This is a genomic window from Desulfosporosinus sp. I2 (genome assembly GCF_000960765.1).
In the GTDB taxonomy this organism is placed as follows: Bacteria; Bacillota; Desulfitobacteriia; order Desulfitobacteriales; family Desulfitobacteriaceae; genus Desulfosporosinus.
In genome coordinates, this window is sequence record NZ_JYNH01000090.1 from 1 (window position 1) to 19320 (window position 19320).

A 19320-nucleotide genomic window follows, 5' to 3' on the forward strand; every position below is an offset into this window, starting at 1 on the left:
ATCCAAAAGAAAAAGTGAGGGCGTTTTATACCCTCATTACTCATTACTCATTACTCATTACTCATTACTCATTACTCATTACTCATTACTCATTACTCATTATAGGCTACTCCTGATACACCTTCACGTCATGTTAAAAAGTTAGCCCGCTCATTCGGAGTCTAGAGTCTAGAGTCTAGAGTCTAAAGTTTGAAGTGGTCCATTAACTGCTTCAATTCCCCTGCCATTTCATTTAAATTTTCGGCAGAGGCAAACAACTCTTCAACGGAAGCGTTTTGTTCTTCTGCCGCTGCAGCGGTAGTTTGGGTCCCAGCAGACGTAGCTTCTGCTTGATTTACCACGTTATTCATACCAAGTTTAATGGTTTCCCCATCTTGCTGTACTTTCTGCACAGTCATTTCAATATTCTGGGCCAATTCAGTACTTTCTTCTACTGAAGTTAGAATGATAGAAAACTGGTCTGATATCTCTTTTAAATAAATGCTCCCTTGGTTTACGCTCTCCACACTAGATTTCATGCCTTGATGCGCACTTTGGGAAGCTTGTTGCATTTCGTTGACTCGTTGAGAAATTTCAACTAGGCTAGTTTGGACTTGTTCGGCAAGTTTGCGCACCTCTTCTGCAACCACTGCGAATCCCCGGCCATTCTCTCCAGCACGTGCGGCTTCAATCGCTGCATTTAAAGCTAAGAGATTTGTCTGCTGCGCGATACTATCAATTATTTGCACTGTCGTAGCGATCTCCTCTGACTTTTCATCCACTTGTCCTATGACTCGGCTCAGATTATGGACCTGATTCTCAATATCCTTCATTTGTCCGACTACTTGTCCAAGCGCGAGATTTCCATGCTGTGAAAGTTCGGCAGAACGTCTTGAAGCCAAGCTTACTTTCTCTGCATGCTTCTCAGTCGTATTAAGTTCATCGATTACTTGGCTCATCCGTTGATAGTTTTCCGTCATTTCCTTAACTTGTAGTTGTGAATCAATCGCAATCGTGCTTGCTGACGTTGCCACTTGTTCTGCGCTTTGTGCCGATTGCTCAGCGCCGGAACGCATTTCTTGAGCAGTTATCGTTAATTGATCCGCCATGCCTACCACTTTCAAGATGATTTCTCTCAGTGAAATGACCATATCTCCAAAAGCCTTTTGTAACTCTAATCCTTCGCGATTCCATGGCTTCCAAGGAGACTTTTTCTTGCGTACAATATCCCCCGCAGCAATTTCGTTCGCATTGAGTACTAGATTGCTCATCATCTTACTGAGAGCACGGCTAAGAACCCAGCCAATCAGGATGCTGACCAGAACATCTAATACTATAAGTATTATAGACAGTTTTGAGGTCTTAGTGAAAATTTGGTTCGTCTTATCCGTACTATTCGTGTTTACTTTATCCATTTTTGAGTCAACCATTTTTTGCAACATATCTGCTGCGATCTGATTTTTGGTGCCAGCAACTCCAAACATATTGGCCTTAGACTCCTCTAGCCTATTTTCCACGGCATCTTGAATGGTAACTTGTGCTGAAATAACATAATCATTCCATGCGAGTTTAAACTGTTTCCAAGCTTCATCTTCTTCGGGCGTTTTAGAAAAGGCTTCAACCTTCGCCATGTGTTTAATCATCGCATCTTTTTTTACATCAATTTGGTCTAAAAATTTCTCACGCTCATCGGTTGAGCGAGCACTAACAGCTAAGACGACATTAGAGCGATAGGCCTGTGCGTCAAAATGCATCTGGGAGAGTACGTTCATGGGAACTACATCCTGTTGATAGACCTGATTTGAATTATCGTGCAACTGAGACATCCCATAAATCCCGATCGCTCCAACCACGCCGGCCGCCAAGGCAATAAAGAGCATCAACGCCGTGACTTGAATGCCAAGCCTTAAATTTCTGTAATTCAAATCTTCCACTCCTTGCAATGCTGTCTAGATTAGCATTAATTCTACATCTGGTTGGAATATCCTTTTTGAAATGTTGCAATTGGTAAAATTTTGTCTGTTTTGCAATTTCCTTCACTTCTATAGGTGGAGAGTCTCGTAAACCTTAGGTCAAGCCAAACAAAAAAACGCAAGAGCGTTTAATCACTCTTACGTTTAGTTGAAAATCTTCACCTATTTATTTTCGACAACAGTCTCAACTTTTTCTAAGACTTGATCAACAAGGCCGTATTCTTTGGCTTCTTCGGCCGTCATATAATAGTCGCGCTCAGTATCTTTTTCAACCTTCTCAATGGGTTGCCCAGTTCTTTCGGCAAGGATTTTGTTCATTTTTGCTTTGGTCCGAAGCAATTGCCTAGCATGAATTTCAATCTCAGTCGCTTGCCCAGATAAACCATGACCACCGATTAACGGTTGATGGATTAAGACTTCCGAGTTAGGTAGCGCAACCCGTTTCCCCTTAGCACCGCTCGCTAGAAGGAAGGCACCCATACTTGCTGCCATACCAATGCAAATCGTACGGACATCTGAGCGAATGTACTGCATAGTATCATATATGGCCATACCGGCTGTAATGGAACCACCTGGGCTATTAATGTAAAGATTAATATCCTTTTCTGGATCTTCCGCTTCAAGGAAGAGCATTTGCGCTACTATAAGATTGGACACATCATCATCGATACCACCCCCGAGGAAAATAATCCGGTCTTTTAATAATCGGGAGTATATATCGTAGGAGCGCTCCCCACGATTCGTTTGTTCCACTACCATTGGGACTAGATAACCCATTCACAATTCCCCCTATTCTCTTTATTTAGCGTACTGCATTTCTACTCATTATATTCTTGCCGATTAACTTTATTTTAGTACAAAGGTCAGGTAAGGTCAAATGTTTTCTTGAACTTCACGAAAATAGTTGTCCCCCTTGTGCCAGTTTTAACTCATCTTCACTCCTTATTCATGTATTATTGCCTAATATATTTAAGAATGATATATTTCTTCTTATATTTCTCCAAAATTCTCCATTATCCTCCTTCGGGTTGCAAAAAACAGGCTCTTTTCCTCTGTCATCTCATTGATATCTCTTCTTAACCTAATCCGCCACTTGGAATATAATGGTATTAACTATCTGCGAAAAGGTGGGATTTCAAACGTGGATCAATCTAAGAACGGATTTACCCCTTATCCAACCGATTATGGACCTTATTCGATAAATCCAAACCTCATTCGGAGGTATCAACCTCTAATTCCTAAATCTCACGGTGTCGCTCCACGCTCACCGATCCTTCCTTCGGGTACAACGCTTACACCAAGCTATTGGGAACTGTTATATCCCACGTTTTTTGGGATAGCGGGTAGTCTTTTCCTCAGCCTTTTTTCTAGTGAAGAGAATGACCTTATCAAACATTTTGGAGGGACCCTCTTCAAATTAGCCATCGTTGGGTATTCTATTGGTGCTACAGTTGCTGTTTCTTTTTGCATATCCCATGTCGTAACTGATCCAAAAGCCCACGTTCGTAGTTTTGTTTATCCGATCGGGGGAGCACTTGTCTCAGTTATCCTTCTTTTCACAACAGAGTATCTTCTCCTCTACAGATTTTTCCCTTCAAGTTTCAAGGGTAATGTAGGGGATGATTTAATAACCCAATTTTTATCATTTTTATATTTCAGTATTACCACGATGGCTACTGCAAACTTAGGGGACATCCTGCCGGAAAATCTGACTGCCCGCGCTTTAATTGCCACCGAAATTGCGTTTAATCTCTTCACGTTAGCTACAGGAATTCAACTCCTTCTTGCTCAAAAGCGTTAGCCAACATTTGGACAGTTCTCTATAACTGTCCGTCAGTTACATAAGTTGGATCAAGTATTATGTATAAATGAGTGCCGATGATGAGTGGGAGTCTTACAACTGGATAAATATGAAAAGGTCCCCCTCCAGAGAGACCTTACTTTTAAGATTTTTAGAAGATAACTCCTAAAGCAATCAAGATTAATATTGCGATCGCGATAATCCCTACGCCTACACCCGTACCAACAGCAACCGGGGCTACTCGGCAACCACAACCAGCACCTGCATATCCACCATATCCGTACATTATTATACCTCCTTCAAATTCGATCCATGAACGTAAGAGTTTGAGGGTTTAGAATACAATTCCCATTGCAATGAGGAGTAAAATTATTACAACTACGGCCGCAATACCAGCGCCAATGCCACCGCCACAAGCTCCGCCAACTCCGCCAGCTCCGAATGCCATTTCAAATCCCCCTTTCATTCTTTGATACAGTATACGATTGTTAATTGTTATTGTTCCATTTTTTACCAATTATTTTATGGACCTTTTTTGAAATTAAGCTATTCGGCTTTCGCGGGCAAAGTTTAATGGCTTCTCATAGACAAAGAATCCGTCTGCCTTGGGTAAACGAATTCTTTGGCTTAAATTCTTTATAGTTTCAACTATTTGTTCATAACGTTGAGACGCCCACTTCTTGTAAGTAGGCGTCTCTCTGGTTTTCCACTTCAGGTGCAGTAAACTCGAGTTTACTATAAAGCTTTTTCCCCACTATCACCCGTCCTTATAGTGTAAGCATTTTCGACGGGAGTAACAAAAATTTTTCCGTCCCCGATCTCACCAGTTCGTGCTTCTTGCTTAATAATCTGAATAACCTCATCTACGAATTGATCTAATACAACGATCTCAATCTTGACCTTAGGAATTAGATGTATGGTATATTCCACACCTCGATAGATCTGCGTATTCCCTTTTTGTTTACCACACCCGATTACTTGGGTAACGGTCAAACCATTAACCCCATGCTTCCCCAAAGCATCTTTCACATTGTCTAACTTTCCAGGACGGATAATCGCCTCTATTTTCTTCACCTAAATCACTCCAATACAATTTGGTTAATTCAAACTCAAAATTATGTTACCTAGCAAGTTATGCAAGTTGAGAACCGTACCTAACTTGCATTCGTCCCTAACTTGCATTCACTGTCTGGCATCCGTTTAGACGAATTCAGAATAAGCGGTCTCACCGTGTAACGATAAATCTAAGCCTATGGATTCTTGTTCCTCATTGACACGAAGTTTCATGAAGAGAGCAATTCCCTTTAATATGATAAATGTTGCTGCTCCGGTAAAGACAATCGTAATCCCCACGCTTATAGCCTGGATTCCTAGGAGCGATGCATTCCCGTAGAACAAGCCGTCTGCACCCGCTGGATTAATGGTGGTGGTAGCAAAGATCCCTGTTGCCAAGGCTCCCCAGGTTCCACCTATTCCATGGCAGCCAAAGGCATCTAAGGCATCATCGTATCCGAATTTTGCTTTCATTACGCTGATTGCTAGATAACAAACCGTACCGCCAACTAATCCGATAAATATGGAAGAGAGAGGAGTTACAAATCCTGCGCCCGGGGTTATGGCTACTAAACCTGCCACTGCACCACTGGCTGTGCCTAGAATGGTGGATTTTCCTCTATGGATACGTTCTACTACTGCCCAAGCGATAGCTGCAGCAGCAGCAGCTGTGTTAGTATTGACAAAGGCCATTCCTGCTAGACCATTCGCACCTAGGGCACTGCCTGCATTAAAGCCAAACCAACCAAACCAGAGGAGACCAGCTCCTAAAACGGTCATCGGAACGTGATGCGGAGCCATGGAGTCTTTACCCAACCCTTTGCGTTTTCCGAGCACTAAGGCCACTATTAAGGCGGAGTATCCTGAACTGATATGCACCACGTTTCCTCCGGCAAAGTCCAACGCACCGAAAGTCCTTAAGAAGCCACCCACACCCCAAACCCAATGGGCCAAAGGATCATAAACGAGGGTTGCCCACAATAGTATGAAGACAGTAAAGGCGGGAAAACGCATCCGTTCTGCGATAGAACCGCTTATTAAGGCGGGAGTAATGATCGCAAACATCATTTGAAACGCCATAAAGACAACCGCTGGGATGGTAGCCGCATAATCCAAGTTAGGCTCCATACCGACTCCATTTAACCCCAGCCAGTCTAAACCTCCAATTAGACCATGATAATCTGTCCCAAAGGCCAAAGTATATCCCACTAAAATCCACTGCAAAGACATGATCCCCATAATGATCCAACTATGCATCAAGGTACTAAGAACATTCTTTTTACGAACCATACCACCATAGAAAAGAGCTAACCCGGGTGTCATTAGAAAAACTAGTGCTGTCGAAATCATAACAAATCCTGTATCTCCCGTATCCATCATCATTCCTCCTCGTGAAATAAAAGGCGCTTTGAGCTACTCTTGCGAGTATGCTCAAAGCGCCTTTGCTTTGCTTTTTCTTTCCGCGGGTTATCGGTGTGCACACCTTATGTTTGATATTCTAACTGAAGAAGGAACATTTTACAATACCCTTATCTCATGAATCCTGTATACCTTTCACAGGTTAATGACCGATTTCGATAACAATACTAGATCCACAAAAAAGTTATAACTTTTCCATATCATTAGACAAATTGTCAATTTTCTCAAGAATTACTTGAATTCGCCCACGCTCGCGCTCGGCAAAAACTCCGCTTTCCAGCCTTTTCATATATTGAACTAGGGCTACTTCAATAATTTCCAGCTCATGGGACGTAAACTCGACCATGTCCCCTTCCCCCTTCGCACCTAACATTTTATCTACCTAAAAATTGTTATTCACATTACGGGAAAAAAGAACTGCTAATTACGTTAATTACACTGATTGCACTAACTCCAATTGCTCAATATATTTGAATGAATTCCCTGATCACCGGCATGATTAAGGGATTATAGACAAAATTCAAAAACAGAAACAAGATGAGCCCCACGACTCCACCGATCATCGAACCATTAATTCGGATCCATTGTAGGTCGTTGCCTGCTTTGTCCTCGACAAATTGGTTAAGGTCCTGGTCAGTGTATGATGCTAAGGTCTCTCTGACTATATTGCCGATCAAGTCATGTTCGTTTTTAATCACTTGGCATAAGGTATCCGCAATAAATGCATTGATCATCTTCTGAAATACCTTATTTTCCCGAACAATTACCCAGTACTGATCTATGTATGGGTGTAGCGCACGATACAGGGCATCCGGCTCGGACGCTTGTGAAAACGTTGATGGGGCAGGGACTACGCAGATCGCCTTGATGATTGATTCTAAAAACTCTTCAAAGAAAGCCCCTGCCAAAACAGCCTCTTTCCATTGCTCTATTTTTTCCTTAACCTGACTATCCCGCCCTAACTCGACTGTTTTAGCTAAGAAAGTATCCTTCAGGCTAAAACGCAGAGGATGTTTAGGGTCTTTTAGCATGCGCAAGGTTAATAATAACTCCACCTGTAACGCTTCGGCTGCATCGTCAAGATTCAAACCATCCGACATTTCAATAAAGCCTAACATGGTTCGAAAGATGGCTCCACCGTTTGCGACTTTTTCTTCTTTAATTTCCTCGAGGTAATGAACAATAACTTTTTTTGTTTTCCCTTCCGAGGCTTTATCCCATAATTCTTCCGCTACCCAATCTAGCCCTTGATCGAGATATCCGTATTCTAATGCCCACCCGCTCAAACCTTGGATTTTCGGAGTCAAGTCCCAAGTCTTCGCATTATCCCGAAGAAACTCGGCTAACTTGTGGGCAAGCTGCCTTGTGTCTTGTTTTTCAAGATAGCCTCGGATATAAAACGTTAACTTCTCAGTAAGATAATGGGACCCACCTTCCTTTTCCAAATACTTAAGCAGTGTCTCGATAAACGGAATTCCTTCTATTTTGCTACGGATCATATCCAGGCCCAAGAGTTCTTTTTGTACCATGGAAGCCACCGCTTCAATGACTTTTTCTCTATTTCTTGGAATTAGTGCCGTATGGTAGCCCCAGCCAAGCGGCTTTCTGAAAATCGCCGTGACCGCAAACCAATCAGCGATTCCACCCACTAAAGCTGCTTCTGAAACGAAATAGATCAGACTAATTCCAAAGCTGTTGGGATAATAGTGTTCTAACCCTGCTGCCCCTATAAAAAAGACAAAAACTAGGGCTAACGTAATGTTTGCTTTTTTATGGTAATTCATGAGCGTAACACCATCCCCAGCACATAAATTAACATTCCGGCCAACCCGCCAACTACCGACCCGTTTATCCGGATCATTTGCAAATCATTACCGGCTTTTTCCTCAATTAACTCGACAAGTTTGTCATCCGTCAGAGGGTCTAGCCCTTCCCGAACCATACGCCCAATCGCATTATGGTACAATCCAATCTGATTTTCTAGAATTTGCTTGACCCTTTCATCTACTTTAAGCCTAAGATCGTTATTCTGCTCAAATTTCCCTAGGTTACTATCCCAATTGTCCTTTAACTGATTTAAAAAACGTCCGAGTAAGGAATGCGTTAAAGACGGATTTTGAGTGCTTGTCCCCGTCCCTTTGATAACGTTTAGAATTATGGTGTTCAAATGGTTCTGAAGTGAAGGTTTTGTCTTAAGTTCTAATAAAAAGCTCAGCAAGAAGGCCTTTAACCAATGCTCAACAGTGCCATCCTGTAGGGATGTTGTAACTTTATTACTAAGCCCTTGTGCTAAAACGGAAGGAGATGGCAGGAATTTTCCCACCATTTTTCGGGCCGGATTATCCTCTCCATACCTGATTAAAGCTGCTTCAATCGTTGTTATCAACGCATCTTTTACCAGAGGTTGTTCCATATACTGATCCATTGTTTGGCAAATGACCTTTAATAGCTGATCGACATCTCCACGCTCCAGTGAAAATTCGAAAACTCCCACAAGAGTTTGAGCGAGATTCAAACTACCCAAGCTTTCTAGGAGCAAGTGCTCAAACTCACGTCCATCTTCTTCTCCCTCACGTTGGTTCGTCAAATCCTTACCAAGTTTGGCGAGCAGAAGATTGATAGTTTTTTGAACCTCCGGCTCTGAGAAGATTTGAATTAGCACCTTTGAAAAGTCCCAAGCGGATAATTTACGTCGGAGTACGTCTTGTGATAGTAATTCGTGCTGTACCATATTTGCTAAGGCTGCAAAGATCCGTTCCCGGTTGTGCGGAATAATCTCTGTACGCAGCACTTTGCCCGTCCGGATTCCTAACGGGCGTCGAAAAAGAGCCGTCACCGCAAACCAGTCAGCTAGCCCTCCGATCATCCCAGCACTACATCCGCTTGAGATCAGCCCGCCGATGAAACTGCCATGAAAGGGATAACTAAACAAAAATCCAAGGGTAATACCCCCCAGGGTGAGATTAGCAGTCTGTGTATTATTTCTTTTCGTCATTATTTTTCACCTACGCTCAGAATAACATTCTTCACCTATTCTAGTCTATTTTTCATTCTTGTACCAGTGTCTTAGGATTTGGGCTTATCTTATTCCCTGCCACTAGTACTATGAGTAGCATTAAAACTGCGCCTGCAATATAGGGAAACCGCATGCCGATTACGAATAGGGCCCCTCCTGTCACGGGTCCGATAATCCTTCCAAGACTTGCAAAGGCTTGAAAAAGCCCGAGGGAAGCACCTTGGCCCCCAGTGCTTTGCTTGGTTACAAGACTTGAACTAGTTGGGGTCATGAGCGAATTACCGACCATATATACTACGGTAGAGGAAACTAATAAAACGGCATTTGAAGCACTTGCCGTCACAATAATCAAAAGGAATCCGATTGAGCAGAGAACTGCTCCGAACTTCACGAGACTAGCATCTCCAAACTTCTTGACTAATTTACCAATTAGGAAGCCCTGTACAAATACCCCGAAGATACCAATTATGGCAAACGTATACCCCATATCTTTAGGACCAAAGCCAACTTCGGCCGCTGAAAGCAAAGCAAAAGTACTTTCAAACATGGACATTGTAAAATTCAAGGCAAAGTTAAACGCAAACAGTGCGAATAAGGGATTTTTTACTACATCTAGGGTAAGCCTAGGCCTATGGCGTTTGGAAACGGCTGAGGTGGGTTGCTTTAAAGATTCAGGTAAAAATAGCCAGGTGAATGGAAGCAGTAATAATGCTAACCCTCCAGCAACAAAAAACGGTAAGGAGAAACTATAGTGGCCAAGCCAACCACCCAGGGCGGGTCCAAAGATCATTCCAAGCCCCATAGCAGCACCTATCATCCCCATGCCCTTCGAACGATCGGCCCCTTCCGTTATATCCGCTAAATAGGCCATCGCTGTTGGTAGCGTGGCAGATGAAATCATTCCGGCTACAGCACGAATTCCAATTAATAAGTAGAGGTTATTGACCATTCCGAACATCAGAAACGTCAAGCCATATCCAGCGAGTCCAATAAGGATAACGGGTCGACGACCCATGCGATCGGACATGCGCCCCCAAAAGGGTGCAAAAAAGAACTGCATAATCGAGTAAGCGGACATAAAAATCCCTAAGGAAAGGGCTCCTCCACCTAGCTTATCCACAAAGAAAGGTAGAATGGGAATTACAATACCAAACCCAACCATTACTAAAAATTGAATGATCAATAAGATGACCATTGGACGCTTAAACTTCTTTTGCATTTAAAAAGGCTCCAATCTATACCGCGTTTTGTTCTAACGTTAAATCGTCCAACACAATGTTCAACTGTTCCAGAGCTTTATTCAGTTCCGAGACTTGAAGGAGATCCAGCTTCTGAAAGATACGTGCAAACTTTGTTTTTCTTTCTTCTTCAAAGGCTTTTAAGGGTTCAATCCCTTGAGGTGAAAGTTGAATAATAACCACGCGTCGATCTTCCTCGCTACGGGTTCGCGTGATAAGACCTAACTTATATAAACGATCCACAAATCCAGTCACCGCTCCCAAGGTAATCCCGAACTGTTGTGCGATATCGGACGGAGTACAGCTAATGCGACGTTCCAAATACTTCAAAAACATCATCTGATGCATAGATAAGTTACTATCTTCAGGCATCAGAAAACATTGGTACTTTTTCCATACCGCCCTAAACAAAAGGTCTGTCTCTTCCATAAGAACAGCTTCTTTTCCTTTGGTCATGGGTATCACTCCTTAATAAGAGTTCCATTGATAGCCCTCATTATAATCTCCATAAATAGTTTATGTCAATTAGTACTTATTCCTTTCTTTTTACTTCAATTGAACCCTTCAAATTGACGCAAAAAGACTCAGGCTCGAAATCAATGCGCCTGAATCTCTTTGTTCATTACTGATGACCGTATACTTCATCGAGACCTATTCGTAGACTTTCTCTTCCGTCAAATGTGCATTTAAAGCATCCTCTTCAATCGAACGGTATTTAGGCATTTGTGTTTGTGATTGAAATTCCTTGTAATATTCATGTTGAATGATTAGATCCATGACTTCGTTAGTACCCGTCCAAATCATGATTAAACGTGTATCACGTAAGAGCCTTTCGACAGGGTAGACATTGGTATAGCCGATCCCCCCCATGATTTGCATGGCATCGTTGACCACAGCCCAAGCCGTATTAGTGGCAAATTTCTTGGCTTCTGAAACTAATCTTCTACCCTGTGCTGCCGGTACTCCTGAATCAATAGCTCGAGCGGCTGCGTAGACCAAAGCTCTTGCAGCATCTAAGCGTGTGATAGAGTCTGCCACCTTAAAGCTAACCCCTTGAAAGTCCTTGATCGTGTGATTAAAGGCCTTGCGTTTGGTACTGTAAGCTGTTGCAACTTCTAAGGCTGCCCGTGCCATACCTAAGGCTCCAGCCGCACTCGTCAATCTCTCCGGGATCATCATCTGATAGAAAATTTCAGTAGCTCCGTTTTCTTTGCCCAAGAGGTTTTTTCCAGGAATCCGTACATCCTTAAAAACGACTCGTCCAGCGCCACCACCACGAGTCCCCATTAGTCCATAAACATGCCCAACTTCAACGCCTGGACCCCTATCGACGATGAAGGCACTCATACTTTCATGGGACTTGCCCTCCGGATTTGTTTTAGCATACACCATAAAATAATCCGCACCCTCAGCCCCGACTACAAATCGCTTTTGCCCGTTAAGGATGAAATCGTCTCCATCTCGTACTGCTAACGTGGTCGCCCCAAAGAAGTCCGATCCGCCCCGGGGTTCAGTTAGTGCTTCAGCGGTGTAGATTTTTCCTTCCAAGGTAGGTTTTAGATAGCGCTGTTTTAGGTCTTCTGAGCCAAAGCGAGCAAGTGCTTCCCCAACAATGGAAGGCAGTGAATAAAGGCACGCCAGGCTAGTACCTAAAATGCCGATTTCTTCCAGAACTCCGACTTCATCAACCCAATTAAGCCCTCGGCCACCATACTCTGGGGGAAAACGCAAACCTAATAGGTTGGCTTTCCCAAGGTCTCTAATGTATTCAACGGGGTAAACCACTTTTTCGGCATCCATATCCAGAATCAATTGTTTGGGTACTTTTTCCTTTACAAAGGCGATCGCTTCGTTTTGAAGTTTTTGTTGTTCATGGGTCAAAAGAAAATCAAACATTTTTTCTCTCCTCCTCGTTTTATGAAAAGTTTCTACCGGTTGTCTAAGTTATCGTTGGTGGGTGGTTCATCTTTTTTCAGTAACTCAGTAAATTGCTGATGGTAGTCCATTAACTCCCCTTTCAGAAGGATGAGTTCTTGGATCTTTTCTTCAAGCTCCTGTAACTTCTTTTCTCCGTACGCTACTGTGCGTTCAAGTTGGAGGCCTTCTGTGCGATCAATATCATAGAGGTCGATCATTTCCTTAATTTCGGCTAGAGTAAACCCCAACCTTTTACCCCGAAGGACTAAGGTTAAGCGGGCCCTTTCGCGGGGGCCATATAACCTCTGGCTCATTTTCTCGTGGTGGAATGGGGTTAACAATCCCATTTCCTCATAATAACGAATGGTCCTCGGTGTAATGAGCAATTCCTGGGCTAAATTCGAAATGCTCACGAGTGGCTGTTCCACAACTAAACTACACTTCCTTTCCAAAACGTAAATTTAATATTAATAATATTCTGACACCAGTTTACGTGAACGTCAACCCCTTTTATCCAATTCCGTGAATGGGTCGGCGTTTCATGCTGTCCGCGCATCCCTGTTACACGCTTAAATCATGGAAAACTGGGAACTATAAGAACATAGTCATACTAAAGGAGGACTTCCATGTGAATAACCCATTAATTAAAGATCCCTATCAACAGTTGGATGGCTATATTGACAGCCTGCTCTATAAAAAAGAAAACCTTATTTTAATCCTCCACCATGCCCAAAAACTTTTTGGTTACCTGCCTGATAAGGTGCAGTGGCATATTGCCCAAAAATTAGATATTCCCTCGGCCAAAGTCTATGGTGTCGTGAGTTTCTACTCGTTTTTTACCATGAAACCCCGCGGGCAACACGCAGCGAATGTTTGCATGGGCACTGCCTGTTTTGTGCGAGGTTCTGAGAAGTTACAACAGGAGATTGAAAATCAGCTAGGGATTAAAACTGGGCAAACTACGTCGGATAATTCCTTTTCTCTGGATTCTGTGCGTTGCATTGGAGCGTGTGGGCTTGCTCCAGTCATGACAGTGGATGGAAAAGTTCATGGACGTCTAGAAAGCACCGAGGATATTAACCAGGTCCTTGCTAAGTATCGTCCGGAAGCAAGGAACTAGGCACGAGGTGCGATGTGCAATATGCATATTTAAAACTGGATTCGGACCCTGAACCTTGAATTCTACCGTTGCGCGATATTAAAAACTCAACTCAAACTCCGAACCTCACGCCTCGAACCTCGACTAAAGGAAGGGAAGTCATATGAAACTTAAAGACACCGCTGCGCTAAATGCGCTAAGGGCAAAAAGCCTAGCTCTTCTCGAAAATCGACGTGTCTCTATACCAATTTCAACTATGGACGCCCAAAGTAAACCTCGGCATATTATGGTTTGTGGTGGAACCGGATGCCATGCTTCGGATAGTCCTGAGATCGCTAAACTTCTTAAAGAGGAACTAGAACGACGCGGATTGTCCGATCAAGTTGAAGTACTCCAAACAGGTTGCTTCGGGTTTTGTGAAAAAGGACCAATTTTGGAAATCCACCCTGATAATACTCTCTATGTAGAAGTTTCCACCGCCGATGTAACAGATATCGTTGAGGAACACTTCATCCAGGGGAAACAACTCGAACGACTTCTCTATATTGAGCCCAACACAGAAAAGCGTTTTGCCTCTGACCTCCCTTTCTATCACAATCAACTTCGTATCGCTCTCCGTAACTGTAGCTATATTGCACCTGAAAACATTCGCGAATATATCGCAGCCGATGGATATCAGGCCTTAGCCAAAGTTCTTTTTAAGATGACTCCCGACTCGGTTATAGCTGAGATCAAAAAAAGTGGTCTTCGTGGGCGAGGCGGCGGTGGATTTCCCACTGGCGTAAAGTGGGAATTAACGCGTCAGGGTGAGGCGAAGCAACGCTATATTATCTGTAATGCTGACGAGGGAGATCCAGGCGCTTTTATGGACCGCTCCATCCTTGAAGGCGACCCGCATAGTGTCTTAGAAGCTATGCTTATTGCAGGCTCCGTGATCGGGTCAACCCATGGATTTATTTATATTCGTGCTGAATACCCTCTAGCTATTCACCGTTTAGAAATCGCTATTTCCCAAGCTAGGGAATATGGTTTGCTTGGGAAAGAAATTTTAGGCAGTGATTTTTGCTTTGATGTTGAAATAAAATACGGGGCCGGAGCCTTTGTGTGTGGAGAAGAAACGGCTCTTATTCATTCCATCGAAGGCGCTCGAGGGGAGCCTTCGGTCAAACCTCCCTTCCCTGCACAAAAGGGACTTTGGGGCAAGCCCACCTGTGTTAATAATGTGGAAACGCTCGCGAATATCTCCCCCATTATTTTAAGGGGTGCCGACTGGTTTGCCAGTATCGGAACGGAAAAAAGTAAAGGAACCAAGGTTTTTGCCTTAGCTGGAAAAGTCAACAATGTTGGTCTAGTGGAAGTCCCAATGGGAACAACCCTCCGACAAATTATTTTTGACATCGGGGGTGGGATAAAACACCACAGAAACTTTAAAGCGGCCCAAACTGGCGGACCCTCTGGCGGGTGCATACCCACCAAATATTTGGACACCCCTATCGATTATGAATCCTTAATCTCCATCGGCTCCATGATGGGCTCTGGAGGCCTGATTGTCATGGATGATAGCGATTGTATGGTCAATATCGCTAAGTTCTTCCTCGAATTCACGGTGGATGAGTCCTGCGGTCGGTGCACCGCCTGCCGAGTCGGTACGAAACGTCTTCATGAAACCCTAACCAAAATCACGGAAGGCAAAGGATCCTTAGATGATTTAGATAGTCTGGAGAAATTGAGTAAGATCATTAAGGATACTTCTCTTTGTGGGCTTGGACAAAGTGCGCCCAACCCCATTCTTTCCACTTTGGAGTATTTCAGAGACGAATACCTGGCCCATATCGTCGATAAATCTTGTCCAGCGGGAGTTTGCAAAAGTTTACTGAAGTATAAGATTACTGACAAATGCAAAGGGTGTACTCTTTGCGCCAAAAACTGCCCGGCTAACTGCATTACAGGCTCCGCTAAGGAACCTCACGTCATCGACGAAGAACGTTGCCTCAAATGCGGGGCATGTATGGAAAAATGCCGTTTCGGTGCTATTATCCGCCATTAAGATACCCCTAAAGGAGGATCCCGTTATGGATATTCAACTGACCATCAATGACATATCCCTTACTGTTCCAGAAGGAATGTCCATTTTGGACGCTGCGCGGACTATAAACATTGACATTCCGACCTTATGCTATCTCAATCTACATGAGATGAGAATGAATAATCACATTGCTTCCTGCCGAGTGTGTGTGGTCGAAGTCGAGGGTCGACGCAATTTGGCCCCCGCTTGCTCAACTCCAGTATTCAGTGGCATGGTCGTTAAAACAGATACTCTGCGTGCCATCCAGGGCAGACGGACCATGGTTGAGCTGCTGCTTTCTGACCATCCTAAATCTTGTTTAACCTGTGCCAAAAACTTAGACTGTGACCTCCAATCTCTTGCTGCAGATCTAGGTGTACGGAATATCTCCTACGAAGGGGAAGAATCTGAGTTTGATATTGATAAATCCAGCCTAGCTATTATTCGCGACCCCAATAAATGTATTCGTTGCCGCCGCTGTGAAACGATGTGCAACGATGTTCAAACGGTTGGCGTTTACTCTGCTGTGGGGCGTGGGTTCGAAACGGTGGTTAAAACCGCCTTCGATTTACCTCAACACGAGACCTCTTGCACGTTCTGTGGACAATGTGTAGCAGTATGTCCAACGGGCGCTTTGATGGAACTAGATCAAGTCGACAAAGTTTGGAAAGCCCTTAACGATCCGACCCGCTACGTAATTGTCGAAACGGCACCCGCCGTACGAGTCGCCCTCGGAGAAGGGTTCGGGCTGGAGCCAGGAACGATTGTGACTGGCAAAATGGTTTCCGCTCTCCGGAGACTTGGATTTGACCGTGTCTTTGATACAGAGTTTGGGGCTGATGTGACGATTATGGAGGAAGCCACCGAGCTGATTCACCGTATAGAGAACGGCGGACGTCTACCGATCCTCACCAGTTGTTGCCCTGCTTGGGTCAAATTCTTTGAACATCAATTTCCGGATTTACTGGACATACCATCGACCTGCAAATCCCCTCATGAAATGTTAGGAGTCTTGTCCAAAAGCTATTATGCAGAGACCTATGGGATCGATCCTAAGAAAATTACTGTTGTCTCAATTATGCCTTGTATTGCCAAAAAATACGAAGCAGCTCGCCCAGAACTGGGGCAAGACCCAGTCACCCCGGATGTAGACATCGTCATCACGACCCGGGAACTTTCGCGCATGATCAGGGAAGCGGGCATTCATTTTGATCTCCTAAAAGAAGAAGAATTCGATCATCCCTTAGGGGAATCAACTGGTGCTGCCGTCGTATTTGGAACTACCGGCGGGGTCATCGAAGCCGCACTAAGAACAGCCTACGAATGGCTGACCGGTCAACCCTTAGAAAACGTGGAATTTGAGCCGCTTCGAGGAATGGATGGAATCAAGGAAGCTGTCATTCCGATTGGGGAGCGCGAATTCCGAATTGCTGTTACCCATGGTCTGGGCAATGCCCGTACCATTTTGGAGAAAATCCAATCTGGCGAAAGTCATTATGATGCCATCGAGATAATGGCTTGCCCTGGTGGTTGTATCGGAGGGGGTGGACAACCTTATCATCATGGGAACCTGGAAATTCTACAAGCCCGTGCTAGCGCCATATATAAAGAAGATCGTTCCAAAACCTTGCGCAAGTCCCATGAAAATCCGGCTGTCCTCAAGCTATACAACGATTTCATTGGCAAACCCTACGGAGAAAAAGCACATCAATTGCTTCATACAAGCTTCACTCAGCGCCAAAAAATTTAGTAGACACAGGGACGGTTCTTCTGTCTGTTTCCAGACAGAAGAACCGTCCCTGTGTCTACCCGCGTCTAACTAGCTCTTTCCCTTACTTTGTTTCATATAAAAGGTTATGATAAACTCATAAGGAAAAACAAATCAATGGAGGACAGGATGCAACACAAATTCTCTAGAACAGAGCTACTGATTGGAAATACGGGTCTGGAAAAACTTCGCCAAAGCACTGTCATGATATTTGGCATCGGAGGGGTTGGCTCTTACACAGTGGAAGCCTTGGCCCGCGCAGGCATCGGTCATTTAATTCTTGTTGACTATGACGATATTTGTCTCACAAATATTAACCGCCAATTACACGCCCTTCACTCCACTGTGGGCATGGCAAAAATTGAGGTCATGAAACGCCGAATTCTAGAGATTAATCCTAAAGCCCATGTCGAAACGATCAAGAAGTTCTATACTGCAGCTGATGCTGACCACTTTCTGGATAGAGAGCTCGACTATGTCATCGATGCTATCGATACTGTTTCAAGTAAGGTGAATTTAGCCAAAGAATGTTTACAGCGCAAAGTGTCCTTTATATCGAGTATGGGGGCGGGAAATCGTCTTACTGCTGAAAATTACAAAGTAACAGACATCTCTAAGACCAGTGGAGACCCACTGGCTAAGGCCATGCGTAAACTTCTCCGCAAAGAAGGCATCACTCAAGGGATTAAGGTTGTGTTTAGCCCGGACCTTCCGTTAACCCCGATCTCCTCCAACGAGAACCGCCAAATCCCAGGGAGCATTTCCTTTGTTCCTTCTGTGGTTGGACTTCTAATAGCTGGGGAAGTAATACGAGATTTATTGCAAGGTTCCGAACGGAAAGCATGATAGGTTCAATGTCTAAAGGCGTTTTTGCGTCTTATAAACCAAGAGAAAAACGCCTATATCAATAAGAACATCCCCAACACTGAACACTTGTTTTCCCAGTCCTGGAATAGCCAGATAGAAGCGGTCCGCTAAGAAGCTGAGGTGAGTCATTGAGGTCATCAGCCCATGAGTACCCATCCCCTCTAGCAATGCTTTGCGGCTTTGCTCCGGGAGAAACAATGGATCGACTGGCATTACTCCTCCGTTCAAGGCAATCACGAGAGTATTAAGCAGAATACCGAAGGTCAGCCAACGCATACCCGGCAAGGAAATATTGCGAAAGGTAAAGAATAACAATAAAAAGTAGGACCCTGTACCTAGCAACTGGACCAGCCAACTCGGGCCAAAACCAATTCCATGAACAGCTGCCCAATAAAGGCCACTCTGTATTAAAAGAGCTACTGGGACCAGCCAAGATTCCCGAAGGACGAGCTCACCCAGACGACTCATTTTTCCCCCTCTTAACAAACCAAATAATAATGCTAGGATCAGGGTTTCTATGAGCATACTTCACCGTTGCCAAAACCTTATAAAGGTATATAAAAGTTCTGTTTGCTTCCTGATTCATTGTGTCCGATTTTATCCGAAGACTACTTTCGTTTGATATAACACTCCACAGGCGTAAATTCCGATGCAACGAATCGTACACATTAGTAGTGTCGATCAAGTGACTAGACTACTAATTGATACCTCGAAAGATTTATGGAAGCATTATAATCTCTATCTATCACTAAGCCACACTCACATCTGTATACCCTATCAGATAACTTCAAGTCTTGCTTTATAGTTCCACAGTTGGAACACATCTTGCTCGATGGGAACCACTTATCAACTTCCATGAATTCAATACCACGTTTCTCACACTTATATTGAAGCTTTGACTTGAAGTCATAAAGCTTTTGTTTGGCAATAGCTTTAGATAGATGTCGATTCTTCATCATCCCCTTGATATTCAAGGTTTCCATAACCACTTTACAAGGTTTGGTTTTCACAATTGTATTAGTGGCTTGATGGATATGATTACTTCTAATTCCATTCAAATTTCGATGAAGTATACGAATCTGCTTTTCAACTTTTATAATGTTGCAAGTTTTGACGAAACGGCTT

At 43.8% G+C, this 19320-nt stretch carries 19 protein-coding genes; 5 read left to right on the forward strand and 14 right to left on the reverse strand.

The annotated features are described in order from the left end of the window. Positions 1–182: 182 nt before the first annotated feature. Both UF75_RS17395 and clpP read right to left on the reverse strand, forming a co-directional pair. Positions 183–1904 (reverse strand): methyl-accepting chemotaxis protein, encoded by a 1722-nt coding sequence (locus UF75_RS17395; protein ID WP_045575848.1) that lies wholly within the window; start codon positions 1902–1904, stop codon positions 183–185. 210 nt (positions 1905–2114) lie between these two features. Then, positions 2115–2729 carry an ATP-dependent Clp endopeptidase proteolytic subunit ClpP gene (gene clpP, locus UF75_RS17400; protein WP_045575849.1) on the reverse strand — a complete coding sequence of 205 codons (615 nt, stop codon included), beginning with the start codon at positions 2727–2729 and terminating at the stop codon, positions 2115–2117. Between the two features lie 364 nt (positions 2730–3093). Between clpP and UF75_RS17405 the strand changes: the two genes are divergently transcribed. Further along, positions 3094–3753: a membrane protein gene (locus UF75_RS17405; RefSeq protein WP_045575850.1), complete on the forward strand. Its 660-nt coding sequence runs from the start codon at positions 3094–3096 to the stop codon at positions 3751–3753. Positions 3754–3904: 151 nt separating this feature from the next. Here UF75_RS17405 and UF75_RS30790 read toward each other — a convergent pair whose 3' ends face one another. The 10 genes from UF75_RS30790 to UF75_RS17450 all read right to left on the reverse strand — a co-directional run bounded on the left by UF75_RS30790 (position 3905) and on the right by UF75_RS17450 (position 12824). Continuing rightward, entirely contained in the window at positions 3905–4039 is a 135-nt protein-coding gene (locus UF75_RS30790) for a hypothetical protein (protein WP_282433816.1), read from the reverse strand. Between the two features lie 449 nt (positions 4040–4488). Then, positions 4489–4827: a P-II family nitrogen regulator gene (locus UF75_RS17415; RefSeq protein ID WP_045575852.1), complete on the reverse strand. Its 339-nt coding sequence runs from the start codon at positions 4825–4827 to the stop codon at positions 4489–4491. Positions 4828–4953: 126 nt separating this feature from the next. Next, positions 4954–6183, reverse strand: a complete 1230-nt coding sequence (locus UF75_RS17420) for an ammonium transporter (RefSeq protein WP_045575853.1) — start codon at positions 6181–6183, stop codon at positions 4954–4956. Positions 6184–6409: 226 nt separating this feature from the next. Then, positions 6410–6571, reverse strand: coding sequence for a hypothetical protein (locus UF75_RS28445; RefSeq protein ID WP_156146492.1), 162 nt, complete (start codon positions 6569–6571; stop codon positions 6410–6412). A 115-nt stretch (positions 6572–6686) separates the two neighbouring features. Next, positions 6687–8009, reverse strand: coding sequence for a DUF445 domain-containing protein (locus UF75_RS17425; protein WP_045575854.1), 1323 nt, complete (start codon positions 8007–8009; stop codon positions 6687–6689). Next, positions 8006–9220, reverse strand: a complete 1215-nt coding sequence (locus UF75_RS17430; RefSeq protein WP_045575855.1) for a DUF445 domain-containing protein — start codon at positions 9218–9220, stop codon at positions 8006–8008. Before UF75_RS17430 ends, UF75_RS17425 begins: the two co-directional genes overlap by 4 nt. Positions 9221–9272: 52 nt before the next feature. Further along, entirely contained in the window at positions 9273–10460 is a 1188-nt protein-coding gene (locus UF75_RS17435) for a tetracycline resistance MFS efflux pump (protein WP_045575856.1), read from the reverse strand. A 16-nt stretch (positions 10461–10476) separates the two neighbouring features. Further along, positions 10477–10935 (reverse strand): MarR family transcriptional regulator, encoded by a 459-nt coding sequence (locus UF75_RS17440; RefSeq protein ID WP_052693396.1) that lies wholly within the window; start codon positions 10933–10935, stop codon positions 10477–10479. A 195-nt stretch (positions 10936–11130) separates the two neighbouring features. After that, positions 11131–12375, reverse strand: a complete 1245-nt coding sequence (locus UF75_RS17445) for an acyl-CoA dehydrogenase family protein (protein ID WP_045575857.1) — start codon at positions 12373–12375, stop codon at positions 11131–11133. A 32-nt stretch (positions 12376–12407) separates the two neighbouring features. After that, a complete protein-coding gene (locus tag UF75_RS17450; RefSeq protein ID WP_045575858.1) occupies positions 12408–12824 on the reverse strand; it encodes a MerR family DNA-binding transcriptional regulator in 417 nt (138 codons plus the stop codon). 200 nt (positions 12825–13024) lie between these two features. Between UF75_RS17450 and UF75_RS17455 the strand changes: the two genes are divergently transcribed. The 4 genes from UF75_RS17455 (at position 13025) to UF75_RS17470 (ending at position 18174) form a co-directional block, all read left to right on the forward strand. Then, entirely contained in the window at positions 13025–13516 is a 492-nt protein-coding gene (locus UF75_RS17455) for an NAD(P)H-dependent oxidoreductase subunit E (protein WP_045575859.1), read from the forward strand. Positions 13517–13658: 142 nt separating this feature from the next. Beyond that, the gene (locus UF75_RS17460) at positions 13659–15542 is read left to right on the forward strand and encodes an NADH-quinone oxidoreductase subunit NuoF (RefSeq protein WP_045575860.1); all 1884 of its coding nucleotides are present in this window, start codon (positions 13659–13661) and stop codon (positions 15540–15542) included. 25 nt (positions 15543–15567) lie between these two features. Then, on the forward strand, positions 15568–17310 hold the full coding sequence (locus UF75_RS17465) for an NADH-dependent [FeFe] hydrogenase, group A6 (RefSeq protein WP_045575861.1): 1743 nt from the start codon (positions 15568–15570) through the stop codon (positions 17308–17310). A 147-nt stretch (positions 17311–17457) separates the two neighbouring features. Next, positions 17458–18174: a tRNA threonylcarbamoyladenosine dehydratase gene (locus UF75_RS17470; protein WP_045575862.1), complete on the forward strand. Its 717-nt coding sequence runs from the start codon at positions 17458–17460 to the stop codon at positions 18172–18174. 12 nt (positions 18175–18186) lie between these two features. Here the strand turns inward: UF75_RS17470 and UF75_RS17475 are convergent, their stop codons facing one another. Both UF75_RS17475 and UF75_RS17480 read right to left on the reverse strand, forming a co-directional pair. Beyond that, a complete protein-coding gene (locus tag UF75_RS17475) occupies positions 18187–18663 on the reverse strand; it encodes a DUF5317 domain-containing protein (RefSeq protein ID WP_242860305.1) in 477 nt (158 codons plus the stop codon). Positions 18664–18884: 221 nt separating this feature from the next. Then, positions 18885–19320: RNA-guided endonuclease TnpB family protein (locus UF75_RS17480; RefSeq protein ID WP_045575864.1), on the reverse strand; the 436-nt coding region annotated here is incomplete at its 5' end.

Excerpts from the sequence above, each read along its gene's own strand:
- clpP (WP_045575849.1), bottom strand. The coding sequence starts at position 2,729 with ATGGGTTATCTAGTCCCAATGGTAGTGGAACAAACGAATCGTGGGGAG.
- UF75_RS30790 (WP_282433816.1), bottom strand. The coding sequence starts at position 4,039 with ATGTACGGATATGGTGGATATGCAGGTGCTGGTTGTGGTTGCCGAGTA.
- UF75_RS17420 (WP_045575853.1), bottom strand. The coding sequence starts at position 6,183 with ATGGATACGGGAGATACAGGATTTGTTATGATTTCGACAGCACTAGTT.
- UF75_RS28445 (WP_156146492.1), bottom strand. The coding sequence starts at position 6,571 with ATGGTCGAGTTTACGTCCCATGAGCTGGAAATTATTGAAGTAGCCCTA.
- UF75_RS17425 (WP_045575854.1), bottom strand. The coding sequence starts at position 8,009 with ATGAATTACCATAAAAAAGCAAACATTACGTTAGCCCTAGTTTTTGTC.
- UF75_RS17430 (WP_045575855.1), bottom strand. The coding sequence starts at position 9,220 with ATGACGAAAAGAAATAATACACAGACTGCTAATCTCACCCTGGGGGGT.
- UF75_RS17435 (WP_045575856.1), bottom strand. The coding sequence starts at position 10,460 with ATGCAAAAGAAGTTTAAGCGTCCAATGGTCATCTTATTGATCATTCAA.
- UF75_RS17440 (WP_052693396.1), bottom strand. The coding sequence starts at position 10,935 with ATGACCAAAGGAAAAGAAGCTGTTCTTATGGAAGAGACAGACCTTTTG.
- UF75_RS17445 (WP_045575857.1), bottom strand. The coding sequence starts at position 12,375 with ATGTTTGATTTTCTTTTGACCCATGAACAACAAAAACTTCAAAACGAA.
- UF75_RS17460 (WP_045575860.1), top strand. The coding sequence starts at position 13,659 with ATGAAACTTAAAGACACCGCTGCGCTAAATGCGCTAAGGGCAAAAAGC.
- UF75_RS17465 (WP_045575861.1), top strand. The coding sequence starts at position 15,568 with ATGGATATTCAACTGACCATCAATGACATATCCCTTACTGTTCCAGAA.
- UF75_RS17470 (WP_045575862.1), top strand. The coding sequence starts at position 17,458 with ATGCAACACAAATTCTCTAGAACAGAGCTACTGATTGGAAATACGGGT.
- UF75_RS17475 (WP_242860305.1), bottom strand. The coding sequence starts at position 18,663 with ATGAGTCGTCTGGGTGAGCTCGTCCTTCGGGAATCTTGGCTGGTCCCA.